General features: G+C 64.0%; 17 protein-coding genes. 11 read left to right on the forward strand and 6 right to left on the reverse strand.

Annotated features, from left to right (window positions below; translation table 11 throughout):
* Positions 1 to 75: 75 nt before the first annotated feature.
* Entirely contained in the window at positions 76 to 2,010 is a 1,935-nt protein-coding gene (locus U4Y88_RS27150; RefSeq protein ID WP_415774510.1) for a tetratricopeptide repeat protein, read from the reverse strand.
* Positions 2,011 to 2,343: 333 nt separating this feature from the next.
* The gene (locus tag U4Y88_RS27155; RefSeq protein WP_321787583.1) at positions 2,344 to 2,472 is read right to left on the reverse strand and encodes a hypothetical protein; all 129 of its coding nucleotides are present in this window, start codon (positions 2,470 to 2,472) and stop codon (positions 2,344 to 2,346) included.
* Between U4Y88_RS27155 and U4Y88_RS27160 the strand changes: the two genes are divergently transcribed.
* The 6 genes from U4Y88_RS27160 (at position 2,471) to rpsU (ending at position 12,031) form a co-directional block, all read left to right on the forward strand.
* The gene (locus U4Y88_RS27160) at positions 2,471 to 3,676 is read left to right on the forward strand and encodes a flagellin (protein ID WP_321787584.1); all 1,206 of its coding nucleotides are present in this window, start codon (positions 2,471 to 2,473) and stop codon (positions 3,674 to 3,676) included. The genes U4Y88_RS27155 and U4Y88_RS27160 overlap by 2 nt on opposite strands.
* Positions 3,677 to 3,843: 167 nt before the next feature.
* Positions 3,844 to 5,430: a flagellar filament capping protein FliD gene (fliD, locus tag U4Y88_RS27165; protein ID WP_321787586.1), complete on the forward strand. Its 1,587-nt coding sequence runs from the start codon at positions 3,844 to 3,846 to the stop codon at positions 5,428 to 5,430.
* A 20-nt stretch (positions 5,431 to 5,450) separates the two neighbouring features.
* Positions 5,451 to 5,750 (forward strand): flagellar protein FliT, encoded by a 300-nt coding sequence (gene fliT / locus U4Y88_RS27170; protein ID WP_224006496.1) that lies wholly within the window; start codon positions 5,451 to 5,453, stop codon positions 5,748 to 5,750.
* Positions 5,751 to 6,102: 352 nt separating this feature from the next.
* Positions 6,103 to 10,056, forward strand: a complete 3,954-nt coding sequence (locus tag U4Y88_RS27175) for a tetratricopeptide repeat protein (RefSeq protein ID WP_321787588.1) — start codon at positions 6,103 to 6,105, stop codon at positions 10,054 to 10,056.
* Between the two features lie 394 nt (positions 10,057 to 10,450).
* Entirely contained in the window at positions 10,451 to 11,392 is a 942-nt protein-coding gene (locus U4Y88_RS27180; RefSeq protein ID WP_310634032.1) for an aldo/keto reductase, read from the forward strand.
* A 426-nt stretch (positions 11,393 to 11,818) separates the two neighbouring features.
* A complete protein-coding gene (rpsU, locus tag U4Y88_RS27185; protein ID WP_006401410.1) occupies positions 11,819 to 12,031 on the forward strand; it encodes a 30S ribosomal protein S21 in 213 nt (70 codons plus the stop codon).
* 116 nt (positions 12,032 to 12,147) lie between these two features.
* On the opposite strand, the gene U4Y88_RS27190 is transcribed toward rpsU, so the two are convergent.
* On the reverse strand, positions 12,148 to 12,786 hold the full coding sequence (locus tag U4Y88_RS27190; RefSeq protein WP_321787590.1) for a DNA-3-methyladenine glycosylase I: 639 nt from the start codon (positions 12,784 to 12,786) through the stop codon (positions 12,148 to 12,150).
* Positions 12,787 to 13,076: 290 nt separating this feature from the next.
* On the opposite strand from U4Y88_RS27190, the gene U4Y88_RS27195 reads away from it, so the two are divergent.
* Positions 13,077 to 13,961, forward strand: coding sequence for a BadF/BadG/BcrA/BcrD ATPase family protein (locus U4Y88_RS27195; protein ID WP_321787592.1), 885 nt, complete (start codon positions 13,077 to 13,079; stop codon positions 13,959 to 13,961).
* 133 nt (positions 13,962 to 14,094) lie between these two features.
* Positions 14,095 to 14,919: a Cof-type HAD-IIB family hydrolase gene (locus U4Y88_RS27200; RefSeq protein ID WP_224006480.1), complete on the forward strand. Its 825-nt coding sequence runs from the start codon at positions 14,095 to 14,097 to the stop codon at positions 14,917 to 14,919.
* A gap of 107 nt (positions 14,920 to 15,026) precedes the next feature.
* On the opposite strand, the gene U4Y88_RS27205 is transcribed toward U4Y88_RS27200, so the two are convergent.
* Both U4Y88_RS27205 and aqpZ read right to left on the reverse strand, forming a co-directional pair.
* Positions 15,027 to 15,662, reverse strand: a complete 636-nt coding sequence (locus U4Y88_RS27205) for a histidine phosphatase family protein (RefSeq protein ID WP_321787594.1) — start codon at positions 15,660 to 15,662, stop codon at positions 15,027 to 15,029.
* Between the two features lie 201 nt (positions 15,663 to 15,863).
* Positions 15,864 to 16,580: an aquaporin Z gene (gene aqpZ, locus U4Y88_RS27210; protein WP_224006475.1), complete on the reverse strand. Its 717-nt coding sequence runs from the start codon at positions 16,578 to 16,580 to the stop codon at positions 15,864 to 15,866.
* Positions 16,581 to 16,865: 285 nt separating this feature from the next.
* On the opposite strand from aqpZ, the gene U4Y88_RS27215 reads away from it, so the two are divergent.
* Positions 16,866 to 17,162: an H-NS histone family protein gene (locus U4Y88_RS27215; protein WP_224006472.1), complete on the forward strand. Its 297-nt coding sequence runs from the start codon at positions 16,866 to 16,868 to the stop codon at positions 17,160 to 17,162.
* Positions 17,163 to 17,455: 293 nt separating this feature from the next.
* Here the strand turns inward: U4Y88_RS27215 and U4Y88_RS27220 are convergent, their stop codons facing one another.
* On the reverse strand, positions 17,456 to 18,523 hold the full coding sequence (locus tag U4Y88_RS27220; protein WP_321787596.1) for a glycosyltransferase family 4 protein: 1,068 nt from the start codon (positions 18,521 to 18,523) through the stop codon (positions 17,456 to 17,458).
* A 612-nt stretch (positions 18,524 to 19,135) separates the two neighbouring features.
* Here U4Y88_RS27220 and flhD point away from each other — a divergent pair.
* Positions 19,136 to 19,453 (forward strand): flagellar transcriptional regulator FlhD, encoded by a 318-nt coding sequence (gene flhD, locus U4Y88_RS27225; protein ID WP_253074369.1) that lies wholly within the window; start codon positions 19,136 to 19,138, stop codon positions 19,451 to 19,453.
* A 280-nt stretch (positions 19,454 to 19,733) separates the two neighbouring features.
* Positions 19,734 to 20,258: a flagellar transcriptional regulator FlhC gene (gene flhC, locus U4Y88_RS27230; protein WP_224006758.1), complete on the forward strand. Its 525-nt coding sequence runs from the start codon at positions 19,734 to 19,736 to the stop codon at positions 20,256 to 20,258.
* Positions 20,259 to 20,339 lie beyond the last annotated feature (81 nt).

Raw genomic sequence — 20,339 nt, forward strand, 5'->3', positions numbered from 1 at the left:
AAAGCCTGGGGCCTTTGTTTTTTGCGCCGCGTTTTGTGTCTGCCAAAACGCGCCCGCCAGAACACGACACCCGCCTCACACGCCCAGCCACTCGGCGCACGCCGCGCGCACGCGCTCCACGACGGCGGGCCACGGCTCATCCCTTCCGCGTCTGAACAGCCGGACCGTCCCCGGATACCACGGCGAGTCGTCGCGGCCATGCATCCAGCGCCAGTCGACGTCGTGCGACGGCAGCAGCACCCAGCACGGTTTGCCCAGCGACGCCGCGAGATGCGCCGTCGAGGTATCCACGCAGATCACGAGATCGAGTTGCGCGATCAGCGCCGCCGTGTCGGTGAAATCGCCAAGCTCCGCGCCGAGCGGCAGGATCGGGAAAAACGCCGGCAAGGACAGCGCCTCGTCTTCCCCCGCGCCTTTTTGCAGGCTCACGAACTTCGCGCCCGGCAGGCTCCAGAGCGGCGAGAGCGCGTTGAGCAGCGGCAACGAGCGATGCGCGTCGTTGTGATGTTTCGGGTTGCCCTTCCAGACGAGGCCGATGCGCGGCCCCGCGCCCAGTTCGTCGAGGCGCGCGCGCCAATGCTCGACGCGTGCCGGACGCGGCGCGATGCGCAGCGGCGGCGGAATCGTGTCGGGCGTGGTGCCGAGTCGCAGCGGCGCGCTCAGCGGACTGATCCAGTAATCGAATTCGCCGGCGCGCGCGATCGCGATCGCGGCTTCGTGACTGAGCACGGCGTCGACGCCATCGGCATCGGCGAACAAGGCGTGCAGCGGCGGCATGCACGCAAACTCGACGCGCGCCGCGCCTAGGGCCTTCAGCATGCGCAGATAACGGCCGAACTGCAGCATGTCGCCGAGCCCGTCCTCCTGCCAGACGAGCAGCGATTTCCCGTCGAGCGGCTCACCTTGCCAGCGCGCGCACGGCAGCATCGACTGCGTCGCGTGCGGCGCGAAGCCGGGCATGCCGTAACGGCACTCATAGAGCAGAAAGCCTTCCTCGAAACGTCCCACGCTGATGAGCAGCATGGCGAGCCGGAACATTGCATCGCCGTAATCCGGGCGCAGCGCGAGCGCGCGGCGATAGGCGGTTTCGGCGTGTTCGAGCTCGCCGAGCTCTTTCATGATGCTGCCGATGTTGAAATGCGTTTCGGCGATGTCGGCACGCAGCGTGAGCGCGTGGTGAAACGCGGCGAGCGCATCGTGCAGACGTCCGCGCGCGAGCAGCGTGCAGCCCAGATTGTTGGCCGCTTCGACGCGGTTCGGCGCCAGCCTGAGCGCGTCGCGATAGGCGGATTCGGCATCGGCCAGCCGCTCCGTCGCGTGCAGCAGGCAACCGAGGTTGTAGTGCGCTTCGGCGAAGTCGGGGCGCAGCGCGAGCGTCTGGCGGTAGGCGTTTTCCGCTTCGGGCACACGCTTGAGCGCGGCGAGCACGCAGCCGAGATTGTTGAGCGCCTCCACGTAATCCGGGCGCATCTGCAGCGCGAGACGGCAGGCGAGTTCGGCTTCCTGATTGCGGCCGCGCTGTTTATAGAGCGCGGCGAGGTTGTTGAGCGCCTCGGGATACTGCGGCTGCGCGAGCAGCGCCTGGCGAAACGCCTCTTCGGCTTCGTCGAGCTGACCGCGTTCGCGCAGCAGATTGCCGAGGTCGTGATGCGCGAGCGCGAACTGCGGATGCGCCGCGATCGCCTTGCGCCAGGCCGCTTCCGCTTCGGCAGGCCGGCCGTGCGCCGCGTGGATCAAGCCGAGGCCGTGATGCGCGTTGGCGCAATCCGGCTTCGCTTCGATGCAGCGCTGCCAGAACGCGTGCGCCTGCGCAGCCTGGCCCGCGCGCATCGCGCACGCGGCGGCGAGTTCGAGCGCATCGATCCGCTGGGCGTCCTCGGACGTGGTCGCCGCGCCGACGAGCGGCGCCAGCAGCGCCAGGGCTTCTTCGAACCGCTGGCTGAGGCCGAGGGTCGCGGCTTCGCTCAGGATGGACGGGAGCGAGGGAGAGCGGGTTGCAGTCACAGTGATCGCGGCAGGGGGAGGCTGCACAGATTAAGCGATGCGCGCGCGCGACGACGGCTCGATCTGAGCGCATAGCACGGCTCAATTCTGCCGATCGGCTATTGCGCGGCGTGTCGGTTAGCCAGGCGTAAGGTGGCCCGCGCGCCCGGCGCGGAACGTCATGACGTTATTGCGGCAATTAAAGCAATACGCATCGCGACACGAAATCGCCGATCAAAGACGCCGTATTTCCGCCTCCGCCGCGCCACCGTGCCGAACCCGCTCGAAACCCGCGCCAGCCCAGCGTGCACGGGCTGTTGCGGCGACTGGCCCACGCCCTGTCCGCGTGAAATATCCGCATCAATCGTGTAAGGAATTGGGCGCGTCGCTAAAGATTTTCCAGGCCGGGTCGTTATCACAAACAAGGCGGCCGGCCATCGCACCGCTGCCGTTACCAGGGCTGACTGGCCCCATCTGGAGAATATCCATGCTTGGAATCAATACCAACATCAACTCGCTCGTCTCGCAGCAGAATCTGACGGGCTCGGGTAGCGCACTTTCGCAGGCGATCACGCGCCTCTCGTCGGGCAAGCGCATCAACAGCGCGGCAGACGATGCAGCAGGTCTGGCGATCTCGAACATCATGCAGACCCAGATCAACGGTCTGAATCAGGGCGTGTCGAACTCGAACGACGGTACGTCGATGGTCCAAACCGCATCGAGCGGTCTGGCTTCGCTGACGAGCAGCCTGCAACGTATCCGCCAGCTGGCTACGCAAGCAGCTAACGGTTCGATGACCGACGACGATCGTGCAGCACTCCAGAAGGAAGTGACGCAGCAGATCTCGGAAGTGAACCGTATTGCGTCGCAAACGACGTACAACGGCATGAACCTGCTCGACGGCTCGATGGGCACGGTCACGTTCCAGGTCGGCGCAAACGTCGGTCAGTCGATCACGCTGAACCTGTCGCAAGACATGTCGTCGGCCAACCTGGGCACGGGCGTTCCGCAAGCTGGCAACACGCTGGGTTCGTTCACGAACCTGTCGCTCGACTCGGCCGGCGCGCTGAGCACGGGCGCAGGCGGCACGGGCGGTACGGCAACGATCACGCAGATCAACGTTCTGTCGGACGGCAGCGGCGGTTTCACCCTCACGGACCAGAACAACCAGGCGCTGGGCACCGACGCAGCCACCGCGCTGTTCACGGGCGGCACGGTCGCGACGGACGCCAACGGCAACACGACTATCACGGGCGTCGCCGGCTCGGATATGTCCGCGGACATCGATGCTGCGATGTCGGCAGCAGCGACGGACGTCGGCTTCACGTCGGCAGCTGACGATGCAGTCGGTACGCAGATCGACTACCTGAACTCGACGTCGAAGGTGTCGGATATCGACATCAGCACGGCGAGCGGCGCAAGCATGGCGATGGAATCGATTGACAACGCGCTGACCACGCTGAACAACCTGCAAGCAACGCTCGGCGCTGCACAAAACCGCTTCAGCGCAATCGGCTCGACGCAGCAAGCTCAGGCAACCGACCTGTCGAGCGCACAGTCGTCGATCCAGGACGCGGACTTCGCACAGGAAACCGCGAACCTGAGCAAGGCGCAGGTTCTGCAGCAAGCGGGTATCTCGGTGCTGGCACAAGCGAACTCGCAGCCGCAGCAGATCCTGAAGCTCCTCCAGTAAGGCGCTTCCGGCTGCAGGCACACGGCGCGTGGCTCATCGCGCGCCGGTCGTGCACCCGTCGGGAGGCTCGCCTCCCGATTGTCGTTTTTAGCGTTACCCCGTTCCAACCGCACGTTACAGCACGCTAACCCGCGCTAACCCGCCTTGCCGACGCACGGAGCCTTTTCATGTCCACCGTAACCGGATCCACCACCAGCGCGATCGCCAGTGCCGTCGCCACCACGACAGCCGCCGCCAACGCAACGGTGCAGTCAGCCGCCCAGTCGATCATCAGCGGCTCGACGAATTCGTCGATGGACACCAACTCGCTCGTTACCGCGCTCGTCAATGCGAAAACTGCTGGCCAGGCTGCGACCATCGCCGCCACGCAGACGCAGGACAACACGCTGATCTCGGCCTACGGCACGCTCTCCGCGGCACTTTCCGCGTTGCAGGCAGCCGTCGAGCCGCTGAGCGATGGCGCGACGCTCGGTACGTTTTCCACCACGCTGAGCGGCACCGGCGTGACCGCCTCGGCGACCACCGGCGCAGTCGCGGGCTCGTACTCGCTCAACGTGTCGCAGGTCGCCACGACCCAGGTGCTCACCTCGGCGGGCTACACGGCGACCACGAGCCTGGCTTCCGGCCCGGCCACGATGACGCTGAGCGTCAACGGCAAGTCCAGCACGATCAACCTGACCAGCTCGAACAGCACGATTTCGGGCATCGCGTCGGCGATCAATTCGGCCAGCGACAATCCTGGCGTGATCGCGACCGTGGTGACCGGCTCGGACGGCGCCCACCTCGTGCTGCAATCGTCCTCGACCGGCGCGTCGAACGGCATCAGCATCAAGGTCAACGACACCAATACCGATTCGAGCGGCAACGCCGACGCGCTGAACAATCTCGCCGTGACGACCACCGCCGGCGGATCGATTTCGAGCGCCAGCGACCTGACCGCCACGGACAGCGGCGGCAAGACGTATAACCCCAGCCAGTCGACCATTTCCGGTTCGGGCTGGACGCAGACGCAGGCCGCCCAGAACGCCTACTTCACGCTCGGCGGCGTGGGCGTGACGAGCGACACGAATGCCGTGAAATCGGCGCTGACCGGCGTGACGGTGAACCTCACGTCGGCGGCCGTCGGCACGACGCAGACGCTCACGATCGCGCAGGATACCGACGCGGAATCCGCGGCGATCGACAATTTCGTCACGCTCTACAACACGCTCGTCACGACGGTGAACTCGCTGACGGCGTACTCGTCGACCTCGACTTCGCAGGGCGTGCTGCTCGGCGATTCGACGGTCAACATGATCCAGAATCAGCTCGCCAAGATCGTGGGCAGCGGCGTGGGCAGCGGCACGGCGAAGTCGACGCTGGCGGCCATCGGCATCACGCTGCAGGCGGACGGCACGCTGTCCGTCGACGACACGACGCTGAGCGACGCGCTGAAGAACAACCAGTCGGTCGTGGCTTCGCTGTTCAATCCGACGACCGGCATCGCCGCGCAGCTCGACGACAGCATCACGACCTACACGTCGGCGGGCGGTATCATCCAGAACCGTACGGATGCGATCAACTCCGACCTGACGAGCCTGACGAACCAGCAGACGCAGCTCACCACGTGGCAGGCGCAGCTCACGAGCATGTACACGGAGAAGTTCTCCGCGCTCGACACGCTGATGGCGACGATGAACAACAACTCGCAGTACCTCACGCAGCTGTTCGGCGGCACCAACAGCGCGGGTGCGCTGGCCACCAACAAGAGCTAACCCTCGGCAGGGAGCGAAGCATGCAGAACGTAAGCACGATCGAGCGCATCTGGGCGATGACGAAGGACCTCGAGCTGGCGGCCGCCGTCGGCGAGTGGGAGCGCGCAACGGAGCTCGCGAACGAGCGCTCGCCGCTGCTGACGTCGCTCGGCGCGCAGCCGTCTCAGGAAGTCATGGCGCGGCTGCGGGCGATCCACGAGATCGACGCGCGCATCGTCGAAGCCGCGCGCGCCGCGCAGGTCGCGCTGGGCAGCGAGTATCAGGCGAACATGCAGGCGAGCCGCAATGCGGGGCGCTATCTGAGCATGGCGCGTTACTGACACGACTGTCGCTCCTGCTCGCTGCGTCCTTCGCGGCGCACACGTTGTTGATGAAGCCCGCCTTGCGCGGGCTTTTTTGCGGCCATCGTTTGGCGCAGCGCCTTTTTTCGTGCCGCCGGGGAGCAGGCCGCACGCGCGCTTCGCGCGGCAGAAAGGAGGGCCGCGCCCGTCCGCTATCTGGCGTTCCCTAATTCCCTTCGGACTCCGCGCGTTTTCGCCGGATTTCCCGCGCGAAACGCACTTCGAGGGCAAATTAGCGCCCGTTTTGGCGCTAGCTCGGCCCATCGACGCGCGAGCCCCCGCCTCATAATTTGACGGTTCCGACTATCCGACGCATGCGCGCCTTTTTGTCATGACCGCCTTCCTTACTCCCGATCGCACGGCCTCGCCTGCGGCCGACGCGCAGCACAATCGCGACCTGGCGTTCGCCATGCAGAGCGCGATCGAACATCATCGCCAGCAGCAATTCGATACGGCCGCCGCGCTCTATCGCTCCGTGCTGCAAATCGCGGGCGATCACGCCGACGCGCACTATCACCTCGGCGTGCTGTTCATGCAAACGGGGCGTCCCGCCGAAGCCGTGCCGCATTTCGAGGCGGCGCTCGGCCAGGTGCCGAAGAACGGACAGATCTGGGTCTATTACATCAACGCGCTGGTCGCCAGCCAGCAGACCGAGGCGGCGCGCATGGCGCTCGACCTCGCGCGGCAGCAGGGCTTGCCGCAAGACGCCGTCGATACATTGCTCGGGCGTATCGCACAGGCGAGCGGGGCGCTTGAGTCTGCGCCGGAACCGGCTTCTGCCCCGACGCAGGATGACGCGCCGGCACTCGAAGAACCCGGTGCGACATCTACCACGATGGTCGACACGCGCCGGGCGAGCGTCAAGGAATTGCGCCAGTTCCAGAATCTCTTCGATAGCGAGAAGTTCGACGCAGCGCTGAAAGTCGCCCGACGTCTGACGGAGAACTATCCTTCGCACGGAGAGTGCTGGTTCGAACTTGGGCGCGTGCTTCAACGCACTGGCGGCTTCGCGGAGTCGATGGTCGCGGGCGAACAGGCTGCTCGCCTGCTGCCAAACCATATCGCCGCTCAGATTGTTCAGGCCGATCGGCTCGTTGTTCTGCGTCAGTTTCAGCGTGCCGAAGTGCACTGTCGCGAGGCGTTGGAGAAGTTCCCCGAGAGCGCGCCGTTGCATCGCGACCTGGGCACGGCGCTGATGGAGACCGGCCGGTTCGCGGAAGGGCTCGTTCATCTTCGCCGTGCGGTCGAGCTGGCGCCGAATAGCTCGGTCGAATTCGACGCGCTCGCCGGTGCATACGGCAAGCATGGGCTGTACGACGAGGCCGAGGCCGCATTGCGCCGTGCGCTCGAGCTGGGGCCCATGCAGGCTGCGACCCACAGCAACCTGCTGTTCTATCTGATGCACAAGCCCGATCTCGATGCCGCTAGCGCATTCGCAGAGTTCAGGGAATTCGCCGCGCGTCACGAGGCGTCACCCAGCGCGCGCCGTCACCGCCACACCAACGATCGTGATCCGTCGCGGCGCCTGCGCATCGGCTTCGTTTCGGGCGACCTCGTCAATCACCCGGTGGCGTCCTTCTTCTTGTCGGTGCTGGAGCATCTGGCGAGTGACACGAGTCTGTCGCTGCACATCTATTCGAATTACTCGGTGACTGACAGCTTTACCGAGCGCGTTCGCGCCCACGCCCAGACGTGGAGCGAAACATTCGGTATGACCAACGAAGCCGTCGTGCAGAAGATTCGCGACGACAAGATCGACATTCTTGTCGACCTGTCTGGTCATACCGGCCGTAACCGCCTTGTCGCCTTTGCGCAGAAAGCGGCGCCGGTCCAGGCGAGCTGGATCGGCAACCCGTCCACGACGGGGCTGGATGCTGTCGACTATTACCTGTCGGACCGGTTTGTCACGCCGCTTGCGCAATTCGAGCACCTGTTCTCGGAAAAGCTGGTGTTTCTGCCTGCGCTCGCGCCGTTCAAGCCGTACGCGCAAGCTCCGGACGTCAACGAACTGCCGGCACTGAAAAACGGCTACATCACGTTCGGGAGTTTCAGTCGCATCGTCAAGATCGGGCCGAAAGTGGTCGCGCTCTGGGCGCGCGTGCTGCGCGAGGTCCCGAATTCGCGCATGTTGATCGGCGCGATCACGGCGCCGGAGCAGATGATCAAGCTGACCGAGCAATTCGTTAGCGAAGGCATCGACGTGAGCCGAGTCAGCTTCTTGAAGCGCGGTGGCGTCACGACCTACTTGCAGCAACACAACCTGATCGACGTCTGTCTCGACACGTTCCCCTTCGGCAATTCGACCACGACCATGCAGGCGCTGTGGATGGGCGTGCCGACGATGACGCTGCCGGGCGGGTCGATGGCAAGCCGCAGCAGCACGGGTTGGCTTTCGCACCTCGGAATCGAGGCGCCTTTCGTCGCGGAGGATAAAGACGACTTCGTGCGTAAGTGCGCTGTACTCGCTGCCGATCCCGAAGCGCTTGCAGTCGTGCGGCGTGAGCTGCGTGAGTACTGCCGGAAGTCGGTCCTCATCGACGCAGCCGCGATTTCGCATGCGGCGTCGCGAGCATTTCGAACCATGTGGCAGCGTTGGTGCAAGGGGCTCAAGCCTGAGCACTTCGAGGTGCTGGTGCAGGAGGAGGACGGCGTGGCAGTCACGCCCGCCGCCCACCCCCCGGCCGTTGAGCCGAAGCAGCCGGACGCGGCATCGCGTGGTGCAATCGCGCCCGCGCCGATCAGGGCCGTTGGCACGCAAGCCGTATCCGCGGCGGTGAAACCCATCCGCTTCGTTTGCGGCACCCGTTGCAGCGGGCAACAGTTTGCGGACAAGACCGCATTGGGTCGCTCGTTGAAGCTCTACGAGCACAAGGCGAACATACAACTCCAGTTGTTCGACAATAATGCGCATGGTTTGTCCAGCATCTACAACGCGGCGATCGATGCGGCGAAGAAGAGTCCCGCCATACTCGTGTTCGTTCATGACGATGTCTGGCTTACCGATGTGTTTTGGGATGAGCGCATCCGCGAATCGCTTGGCCATTTCGATGTGGTCGGTCTGGCCGGCAACGTACGTCGGGTGCCGCGACAACCGGCATGGTGCTTCACGCCGGATATGCGCCCGGAAGAACGCAAATTCCTGAGCGGAACCGTTGCTCACGGCAAGGGTTTCCCGGGCGAGAACGTGTTGAACTTCGGTCCGTCCGGACTGGAATGCAAGCTCCTCGACGGCCTCTTGATGATTGCCGATAGCGACACGCTGGTGAACAGCAAATTGCGTTTCGATGAGCAGTTCAAATTCCATTTCTACGACATGGATTTTTGCCGCCAGGCCGAACTGAAAGGACTGCGCATGGGCACCTGGCCATTGAGCGTCGTTCACGAGAGCAAGGGCGGTTGCGACTCCGCTGACTGGCGTCAGAGCTACGATCTTTATCTGCGCAAATACGAAGGCCGTGAGGCTGCGTTGATGCACGGCGCCGCGTCCGCAACGCCGTTCTTTTCGATCATCATCCCGACGCATCAACGCCCGAAGCTGCTTCGACGCGCACTGCAATCGGTCAAATCGCAAGCGATGCCGGTGCCGTTCGAGATACTGGTGGTCGCCGATACGAGCGACGACGAAACGGATGTCGTTTGCGAGGAGATGTTGGGCGAGGCGGATCGTTACATGCGGCGTATCGGCAAGGCCGGCCCGTCGGAGAGTCGCAATCTTGCGCTCGACCAGGCCAAAGGCCGCTACGTGCTGTTCCTTGACGACGACGATGCGCTGCATCCGGGCGCGTTGGCGGAGTTGTACGCACACCCCTCGGTGCAACGAGGAGAGCCGGTCTACTTCAATTGTTCGGTTGTCGAGGAGCGGCGTTCGCCCGCGCATACTGAAACACTGAGTGAGAAGACAGTCGACCAGCGCGGTCGCCTGACCGACGACAGTTTCACCAAGAATCAGTTGCCGCTCTCTTGCTATGCGTTTCCGCGAGCGCTGATGGACGGTATCCGATTCGATCCGTTCATGCGTGCCTATGAGGATTGGGAATTCCTGCTTGCGGTATTCGAGCGACAGATGCCGACGCACGTTCCTGTCTTGGGGCCGCGCGTGCATCTGGTATCGGAAGGGCCCAGCGACCGGCGCGGTTCAGCCGCCGTGGCGAAGGACTTCAATGCGGTGCTCGACTACCTTTACGTATACCGTCGCCGTCCCGCGCCGACTGAATCGCTCAAGGCGAAGCGTTCGGAATTCCTGCAGCGCATGATCAATCTAAGCGTTCCAGCCGCTACGCTTTGACGCGATGCGGGCGAGTTGCGCACTCGCGAAACGTGATTGTGAGAAGTGCGGAATGCCCGGTGCACCGAACTTCTCACGCTCCGGGACTGTTGGCGTGAATGGCGAGTCGCATCGACGACGCTCGCTGCGGATAGCTTCTTCGCCATGTGACGGACGACGCGAAGGCTGCTCGGCTGTGCGTCGGAGAGTCTGAGCGCCTGCGGCAAGCGCAGAAAATATGTCGGTCGCGCTCAAGCAATTGCGCCGGGCGTCATCGCGCCGATGTTCGATGCGATCCAGCGAAGCGCCGCTGGGCACTGCACCCTGGCGCAAGGCAGCGTATGCTTTTGCGTCTTGGGGCCGCTTCGTGTGGATGGTCCCAGGCTGTTCGCTCTCTACACAATCTGGAGCCACCATGGAACAACGCAGGATCGGCACTTCCGCCTTGCAGGTCGCACCGCTCATGTTCGGCGGCAACGTGTTCGGCTGGACCGCCGACGAAGCCACCTCGTTCTCGATTCTCGACGCCTTCACCGACGCGGGCCTGAACTTCATCGATACCGCCGACGTCTACTCCGCCTGGGTGCCGGGCAACGAGGGCGGCGAATCGGAGACGATCATCGGCAAGTGGCTCGCGCGCAGCGGCAAGCGCGACAAGGTGGTGATCGCCACCAAGGTCGCGAAGTCGGCGCGCCGTCCGGGCCTCTCGGCCGCGAACATCGAGGCCGCCGTCGAGGATTCGCTGCGCCGCTTGCAGACCGATTACATCGACGTGTACTTCTCGCACGAAGATGACCAGAAGGTGCCGCTCGAAGAAACGCTGGGCGCATACCAGCGCCTGATCGACGCCGGCAAGATTCGCGTGGCGGGCGCGTCGAACTACACGGGCGCGCGCATCGAGGAAGCGCTCGCGGTCGCGCAGAAGCACGGCCTGCCGAAGTACCAGATCATGCAGCCGGAGTACAACCTGTACGACCGCGCCGCCTATGAAGCCGATCTGGAACCGGTCGCGCTGGCCCAGCAGATCGCGGTCGTGCCCTATTACAGCCTCGCAAGCGGCTTTCTGTCGGGCAAATACCGTTCGCGCGAGGATCTGTCCAAGAGCGCGCGCGGCTCGCGCGTGGAGAAGTATCTGGATCACCGCGGCATCCGCATTCTCGCGGCGCTCGATTTCGTGGCGGAACGCCACGGCAGCACGCTCGCGGCGGTGGCGCTCGCGTGGCTGATCGCGCGTCCGAGCATCACGGCGCCGATCGCGAGCGCGACGTCGCTCGAACAACTCGAAAGTCTCGTCGCGGCGGTGCGCCTGACACTCGACCCGGCGGATATCCAGGCGCTCAACGACGCGAGCGCCTGATCAGACGATTGCCGGCGAACGACCGCCTGACGGCCGCGCGAGCGGCGCTGGGCGGTTAATCCAGGTGTCCTAACGGACATGGCGGACGGGCCGGATGCCGCCTGCCACGCAAGTCACTGAGTAGAATCAAGAAAGTGTGGTCTGTAAGATCGTTTCCTGATATCATTGAGAGTGAATTGAGATCTTTGCCTGTTTTGTTGCCGTGTTCGTTACTGTTGGCGGCCGCAAACCGGCGGTCAGGTGTGTTGCAGCAAGGTCAACCTGATCGCGTTCCGCTGTGAACCCCCTACTTCTCTTTTCCGGCCTCCGTGGCCGCCTTGCCTCTCGTTCAGCCCCCGTGTGGCGAACGACCGGAGGGCCGGTGCGTGAAACGTCATTCGACGTTTGCGCCTTTGAACATATCAAGTGTTTTGAGTTAGGAAATACATGACGACGATTCTTCTGAAGGAAAACGAGCCGTTTGAAGTGGCTATCCGCCGCTTCCGCCGCGCAATCGAAAAGAACGGCCTGATCGCTGAACTGCGTGAGCGCCAATCGTACGAAAAGCCGACGGCCGTTCGTAAGCGCAAGAAGGCTGCTGCAGTCAAGCGCCTGCACAAGCGCCTGCGTAGCCAGATGCTGCCGAAGAAGCTCCACTAAGAGCTTTTTCAGCGCTTCGGCGTTCCGCCAGACGGCGGCGCATGCTTCGAAAGAAGCTGCGCCGCCGTTTGCATTTCTGCGCGGTTTTCGTCGATTACGTGTTCAGGCGGCTCGCATCAAGTAGCGGCTTGCGCGCGCGATTTCGCGGGTGCCGCCTTGGTCTTCGCCTTCGCTTTTGGCTTGACGCCGCCGAGCGCGGCACAGGCGGCGCGACAACTGCAATCGCGTTCGTGGTCGTTCACCATGCCGACCGCCTGCATGAACGCATAGCAGATCGTCGTGCCGATGAACTTGCAGCCGTACTGCTTGAGCGCCTTGCTGAGCGCGTCCGAAACTTCCGTGGACGTGGGCGCGTCGCGATACGAGGCGAGGTCGTTTTGAATGGGCGTGTCGTCGACGAATGACCAGATGAACTGCGCGAGCGAGCCATGCTCGGCACGAATCTGCTGCACGGCGCGCGCATTGAGAATGGTCGCTTCGATCTTGGCGCGGTTGCGCACGATCGAGGTGTCCTGCATGAGCGCTTCGACGTGCTTCGGCGTGAAGCGCGCGACCTTGTCGACGTCGAAGCCCGCGAATGCGCGGCGATAGCCTTCGCGCTTGTTCAGGATCGTCGACCACGACAGCCCTGCCTGCGCGCCTTCGAGAATGAGCATTTCGTAGAGGTGCTGGTCGTCGCGCGAAGGCACGCCCCACTCTTCGTCGTGGTAGCGCGCGAGTGCATCGCTCGTCACCCAGTTGCAGCGGTGTGTCACGTTGAGTTCTCCTAGCCAGTGGCGCGTGCGGTGATGTCCGGTCGTGGCGCGTTGTGGTCTGCGTTTTGATCTGCGTTGCGGTCTGTTTAGTCTATTGCGCCAGGCAAGGATAGCGGATCGTGCTCGCCGCGCCACCTGGCCGTCCGGCTAATTGTGCGAACGCCGCCAAGCCGTTAGTCTCTGCGGCACGGCGGGATTTCGCGGTTTCGTGATGTATCGGCGAAACTTCGGCCCAACTTCGGCAAAACATCGATTCAACATTCAACGGCGCGCGCGGCGCGGCAAACACTATGCAGACAGAGACCTGGTTGATCGGCGTGGACGGCGGCGGCACCGGCACGCGCGTCGCGCTCGGCAACGTTCAGGGCGAGGAGATCGCGCGGGCGTCGGCGGGACCGTCGGGGCTCGGCCTCGGCATCGCGCGCGCCTGGCAGGCGATCGAGGAAGGCGCACGCGGCGCGTTCGAGCAGGCCGGCATCGCGTTCGACTGGTCGCGCTGCGTGCTCGGCTGCGGGCTCGCGGGCGTGAACAATCCCGACTGGCTCGCGCCGTTTCTCGCCACTGCGCCGCCGGTCGCGGGCCTCGTGGTCGAAAGCGACGTCTACACCACGCTGCTCGGCGCCTACGGCGGCGAACCCGGCGTGGTGGTCGCGCTCGGCACCGGCAGCATCGCGGCGGCGCTCGATGACCAGGGCGTGTGCCGTATCGCTGGCGGCTTCGGCTTTCCGTCCGGCGACGAAGCGAGCGGCGCGTGGTTCGGCCTGCGCGCGATCGCCTGGGCGCAGCAGTCGCTCGACGGCCGCGTCGAGCCCGACGCGCTCTCGCAGGCGCTGCTCGCGCAAACGCAATCGAGCGATCGCGAGAGCTTGATCGTCTGGCAGTGCGCGGCCAACCAGACCGCCTACGCGAGCCTTGCGCCCGTGGTGCTCGCGCATCGCGAGCATCCGTTCGTGCGCAAGCTGCTGGCCGAAGCCGGCGAGGCCGTCGCGCGGCTGATCGATGCGCTCGATCCGGTGGCGTCGCTGCCCGTCGCGCTCGCCGGTGGGCTCGGTCAGCCTTTGCGCGAATGGGTGCCGGAAACCGTGCGCAAACGTCTGCGCGCGCCACTGGCCGATTCCGCGAGCGGCGCGCTGCGTCTCGCCCAGCGCGAAGCGGCGCGGCTCGGGCGCGCTTGAAGGTATTTGAATCGGGTCGAAACCGTTTGAGCGCGCGGCGCGGGTAGCGCCGTGCGACTCACCCCGCCGCTGCCACGCCGCCTCGCACAAGGTGCTAGCATTCGGGGTTTCCCCGCTCATCGACTGAATTGCCATGTACAAGGTCATCGCAACCGATCTCGACGGAACGCTGCTCAACGCCGACCATCAGGTCGATCCGTTCACGGTTGCCACGCTCCAGACGCTCGACGCCCAGGGCATCCAGTTCATCATCGCGACCGGACGCCATTACTGCGACGTCGCGGCCATTCGCGGCGTGCTGGGCGTGCCCGCGTATCTGATCACCTCGAACGGCGCGCGCGTGCATGCGCCCGACGACGCGCTGATCCACGCGAGCAATCTGCCCGAGCCGATGATCCGCCGCCTCGTCGCGCCCGACACCGTGGGCGCGCATGGCCGCGTGATCGTGAGCCTCTACACCGACAAGGAATGGTTCATCGACCGCGACGCGCGCGAACTGCTCGCCTTCCATCAGGATTCGGGCTTTACGTATAACGTCACGGACGATCTGGCGTCGCTCGGCGGCGCGGGCATCGCGAAGGCGTTGTATATCGGCGAACCGGCCGATCTCGCGCATGTGAGACACAGCCTCGAACGCGAGTTCGGCGACGCGCTCTATATCACCTACTCGCTGCCCGACTGTCTCGAAGTGATGGTCGCGGGCGTGTCGAAGGGCCGTGCGCTGCGCGTCGTGCTCGAACGACTCAACGCGGAAGCCGCGCGCTGTGTTGCTTTCGGCGACAACATGAACGACATCGACATGCTCGAAACGGCGGGTCATCCGTTCATGATGAACAACGCGAATCCCGATCTGATCGCGCGCTTGCCGCAGGTGCCGCGCATCGGCAACAACTTCGAAGCGGGCGTGGCGCATCATCTGCGCAAACTGTTCGCGATCGAAGACGAAATCGCGCGTTAATTCCGGCGGTATTTTTAAGCGGTATTTTTTAGGGATTCGGGAGGCTTGTGTGCCGGTCAAGCGCCGCGTGGAATGCGCGGCGCTCGCTCACCTGGCTCGCTGAAATCCTATTGCGCCGAAGGCAGCGCCGCGCACGGACAGTCGTCCGCGCGGCCGTCGAGACCTTCGCGGTCGTGCGCGAAACTCGCGCGCGGCGTCTCCCCGCTCCAGTCGATACGCACCACGTAGATGCTGTCGAAATCGGCACTCTTCCATTTCGGCACATCGGTCGCCGCGCCGCCGTGCTCGGTGACGATCTTGCGCACGAGCGATTCGATCTCGCGATGCTCCCAGCCGATCAATACCGTGCGCTTGTTCCACGTCGGATCGAGCAGCGTTTTTTCGAGCGCGTCGGTGCTCGAATGGCCGTAAGGCGTTTGAATCGGCAAGCCGAACTGGATGGCGGTTGGTTCGACGGTCGCGAGCGGGCGCACATAGTAATAGGCGTGGCCGCGGTCGTCTTTTTGCTCGCCCGGATCGGGTGCGAACACGGCGTCGGGCTTGCCGTATTTCGCGGCGATCACCGCAGGCAGCGCGAGCGCGCGATTCAATCCCTTGCAGTTGAGCTGGCCGAGCCCCGCATCGGGCTTCTCGCCATGGCGCACGAAGATCAGCGTTTCGACATCGTGGCTGGCTTTTGCCTGTGCGGCGCTCGCACCCACAGGCGTACCCACCAGCGTGGCCACGGCCAGGGCGGCGCACATCGCAGCACGTTTCGCGAACGGGATCGGAAGGCGTTTCGCGCGAGGCGCCAGCGCCGAATATCGTGAATGCGTCATGCCGGGCGCCTTGATGTCGGGGTGAACGGGTCGCCCGATTCTAGCCGAGCCAACGAAAACGGGCGCCGCAGCGCCCGTGACCGTCGCGATGCGGGCGTGGCCCGCACCTGCTGTTGCCGTGTTCGATCAGGCTTCGCGGCGGCCCGCGATCATCGGATAAACCACGCCCGCGATCACCGCGCCGATGATCGGCGCAACCCAGAACAGCCAGAGCTGCGAGACGGCTTCGCCGCCCACGAAGAGTGCCGGGCCGGTCGAGCGCGCCGGGTTCACCGACGTGTTGGTGACGGGAATCGAGATCAGGTGGATGAGCGTGAGGCAGAAGCCGATCGCGATGGGCGCGAAGCCGGCAGGCGCACGCTTGTCGGTGGCGCCGAGGATCACGAACAGGAAGAACGCGGTCATCACGACTTCGCAGACGAAGGCGGCGACGAGCGTGTAGTGGCCCGGCGAATGGTCGCCGTAGCCGTTGGTGGCGAAGCCGCTCGCGACGAGGTCGAAGCCCGGCTTGCCCGTGGCGATGCACGCGAGCACCGCCGCGCCGATGATGGCGCCGATGACTTGCGCGACGATATACGGCACGAGGTCACGCACCGGGAAGCGGCCCGCGACCGTGAGGCCGACGCTGACCGCCGGGTTCAGGTGGCAGCCCGAGATATGGCCGATGGCGTAGGCCATGGTCAGGACGGTGAGGCCGAATGCGAGCGCGACGCCCATGAAGCCGATGCCGAGCCCGTGCTCCGGGCCGGCGAAGCTGGCGGCGAGCACTGCGCTGCCGCAACCGCCGAGTACGAGCCAGAACGTGCCGAACATCTCGGCGAAAAGCCGTTTGGATAAGTGCATTGTGTGACGCCTCAATAAGTCATTTGATGGGGCCGCTTAATGCACCGGCTCCAGGAAATGCCAGATTCTAGGCAGTCGCGTAAAGAGTGGGTGTCAAGGATTGTCAATTCTGATGTAATTGTTCTCATTATTGCGACGGATGCGTTCCGAATTTCATCGCCTCTGCCGAATGGCTATTTATCCGAATAACGGCATAAAACAGTATTAATAGCGATTGCTAATTCGCTGCATTGCGTCTAATCTCCGTTCGAGTCGGTTACATTGACAAAGAAGGGGGGAGGAAAAATGTCGCAATATTCAGAACTCAAAGCCCAGATCGCGCGTCTCCAGGAACAGGCCGACGAGGCGCGGCGCACCGAAATCTCCGACGTGATCACCATGATTCGCGAGAAGATCGCGGAATACGGTTTGTCGGCGCAGGACCTCGGCTTTGCCGTGGCCGCACGTCGCGGACGCCCGCCCAAGAAGGCGCCGCTGCCCGCGCGCTATCAGGACCCCAAGACCGGCGCCACGTGGAGCGGGCGCGGCAAGCCGCCGAAATGGATCGCCGGCAAGAATCGCGAACGCTATCTGATCGCCTGAGCGTCGGGGCGTCCGGCCACGCGGCGCGCTCGTCTGCATTCGTGCGCCGCATTAGCGCGCAGACGTTCGCATTCACTCACATTCGCGCGCATTCACTCGCATTTGCAGATTGCTTATCCAATAAAAAGAGCCGCATGGATCATGCGGCTCTTTTTTGTGACATGCGCTAAATCGGTGCTAATGTGCGCTACCGATCGTTCATGCATTGCGCAATTACAGCTGGCGCAAACGATTCACTTTGCGTTTTCTTCTGGTTTCCAGTCATTTATCCCAGAAAAAGGCATGCAGTCTGATTAGCCGCCCGCGGCGACACGGCGCAGCACCGGACGGCGAGCCGCTTCGATCAGCGTCGAATAGCTTTCGAGATAATTACTGGCCATGATGTGCGAAGTGAAACGATGCTCGAATTGCGCGCGAATGGCTTCGCGCGAGAGCGAATCGATGTTCTGCAGTGCCGCCACCGCACCCTGCACGTCCTCGCAGATATAGCCCGTCACGCCCGGCTCGATCACTTCGGGCACCGAGCCGCGGTTGAAGGCGACCACCGGCGTGCCGCAGGCCATCGCCTCGATCATCACGAGGCCGAACGGCTCCGACCAGTCGATCGGGAACAGCAGCGCCTTGGCGCCCGACAGGAACTCGGGCTTCTGCGCCTCGTTGATTTCGCCGACGAACTCCACGTGCGCCTGCGACAGCAGCGGCTCGATCTCGGTCTTGAAGTATTCCTGGTCGACCTTGTCGACCTTGGCGGCGATTTTCAGCGGCAGGCCGGACAGCGCGGCGATCTTGATCGCCGTGTCCACGCGCTTTTCCGGGCAGATGCGGCCGAGGAACGCGAGGTACTCGGGCTTCTTGCCGGTGCGCGGCGTGAGCAGGTCCTTCGGCAGGCCGTGATAGATCGTGTTCAGCCAGTTCGCCTGATGCAGCGGCTGGCGCTGCGAATCCGAAATGGAAATCACCGGCGCTTCGGGGAACGAGTCGAACACCGGCTGCAGTTCGGGCAGGTCGAGACGGCCGTGCAGCGTCGTGACGAACGGCGTGTCGAGCGTCGAGAACAGCGGGAACGGCAGATAGTCGAGGTGGAAATGCAGCACGTCGAACTCGTGGGCCATGCGGCGCACGCGTTCGAGCAGCACGATGTGCGGCGCGAGCGCGTCGCGCACGGTCGGGTCGAGCCGCAGCGCGCGCGGCCAGGCGGATTCGAGCTGGGCCGAGGTGACCGAATCGCCGCTGGCGAACAGCGTCACGTCGTGGCCGAGATCGACGAGCGCTTCGGTCAGGTAGGACACGACACGCTCGGTGCCGCCGTAGAGTTTCGGCGGAACGGCTTCGTAAAGTGGCGCAATTTGGGCGATTCGCATAGGTCTGATCTCCTTGGCAAAGACCGCGTGAAAGGCGTCTGACAACGCGGTCACTGCGGTGGGTCACACAGTGGTTCACTGCGGTTTCGGGTTATCCCTGAGTCCGATTATGAAGATTTGAGGATACGTGACGAGTTGTTTTTCAATCACTTAATGTTGTTACAGCGGGAAACACCCGCTGTAAGGACGCGTTGCAAAGCGTGACGCGCGTCGCGCGGCGATTGAGCAATCCGCGTGCCCGAATAAATGAATAGGTTCCGTCCCTGTGAAATAAAGGCGAATGACCGTGCACATCTCTGTTACGCGTCAATGAATTCGCTTTTATAATCTCCAGAGGATTCGGGCTGTTATGCCAATAACATCGTTAGTTGCCCTTCCTCTCTCCCTTTTCTAGTCTTTGTCAGAAAAACACCTACACAACATGCGGTGTTTTTCTCGCATTGCGTCGCGGCATCCTTCCGATTTCCATTTGGGGCCACCCTAGCCACAATGCGGGGACGACCACTAAACGGGCCGTTCGCCTCGCTTTTGCGCTGTCCGCGCTGCGTCGAACGAGCAAACGTTTCCGCACCAGGCCTGACCAGCCGCTACGTTTCGAATTCGGGGGTATCCATGAGCGCGACGACGCCAAGCGACATGCTCAGCGAGATCAAGGAAGTGAATCTGTCGTACCTGTTGCTCGCGCAACGACTGCTGCGCGAAGACCGGCCGACGGGCATGTTCCGTATGGGCATCTCGGAGCAGCTGGCCGACGTGCTGGCCAATCTGACCTTCGCGCAGACGGTGCGGCTCGCCGCATCGAATCAACTGCTGTGCCGCTTCCGTTTCGACGACCACGCCATCCTCGGCGCGCTCGCCGACAAGGGCAAGGCCGCGCAAACCCATTCCGCCATCCTGATGGCCGGCCAGGGCGTCGAGCAGGTCAACTGACCCGCCGCCCGGCTCACCTCGCGGCCCCCAGGCGCCGCGTCCATCACGGATCCACGCGTGATCCATTCGGGGGTCTATGGCGACACTACCGGCGACGCATGCCGCGGCAGGCGCAGTCTCTCAGGCTGCGCCCGGCGCGCTGCTGAATCCCGCGGCCGGTTCCGCGGACGAGAGCGACACCCACAGCGGCACGCAGAACGCTATCCAGCCGGACAGCGCGACGAAGCCCGCAACGAAGAAAGGCGCGACGAAGAGCGCGACCCGCGGCCCGTCGCGCAGCGTGGTGCTCGAAGTCAAGGAGATCGCGCTCGCGATCGAGATGATCGAACTCGGCGCGCGCCTGCAGATGCTCGAAGCGGAAACCTCGCTGTCGCGCGACCGCCTGATCCGTCTGTACAAGGAAGTGAAGGGCGAATCGCCGCCCAAGGGCATGCTGCCGTTCTCGACCGACTGGTTCATGACGTGGCAGCCGAACGTGCACTCCTCGCTTTTTTACAACACCTTCCTGTTCATGAGCGGGCAGGGGCGCTGCGACACCGTGCGCGCGATCGTGAAAAGCTACCGGCTCTATCTCGAACACATGCGCCTGCACGAAGAGGAGCCTGCGCTGAGCCTCACGCGCGCCTGGACGCTGGTGCGCTATTTCGCCTCCGGCCTGTTGCAGATGACGTCGTGCACGCGCTGCGGCGGCCGCTTCGTCGCGCACGCGCACGATCCGCAGCGCGGCTTCGTCTGCGGGCTGTGCCAGCCGCCCTCGCGCGCGGGGCGCACGCGCCGCAACAGCGTGGCGGCGCACGCTTCCTGAGCCCGGCGCGCGCATGCTCGGGGTAAACACCGCGCACCCGGAAACGGCGACAGATTGCCGCTGTGCGCATCCCCCGTCATC

The organism is Paraburkholderia sp. J94, assembly GCF_905220285.1.
Lineage (GTDB): Bacteria > Pseudomonadota > Gammaproteobacteria > Burkholderiales > Burkholderiaceae > Paraburkholderia > Paraburkholderia tropica_A.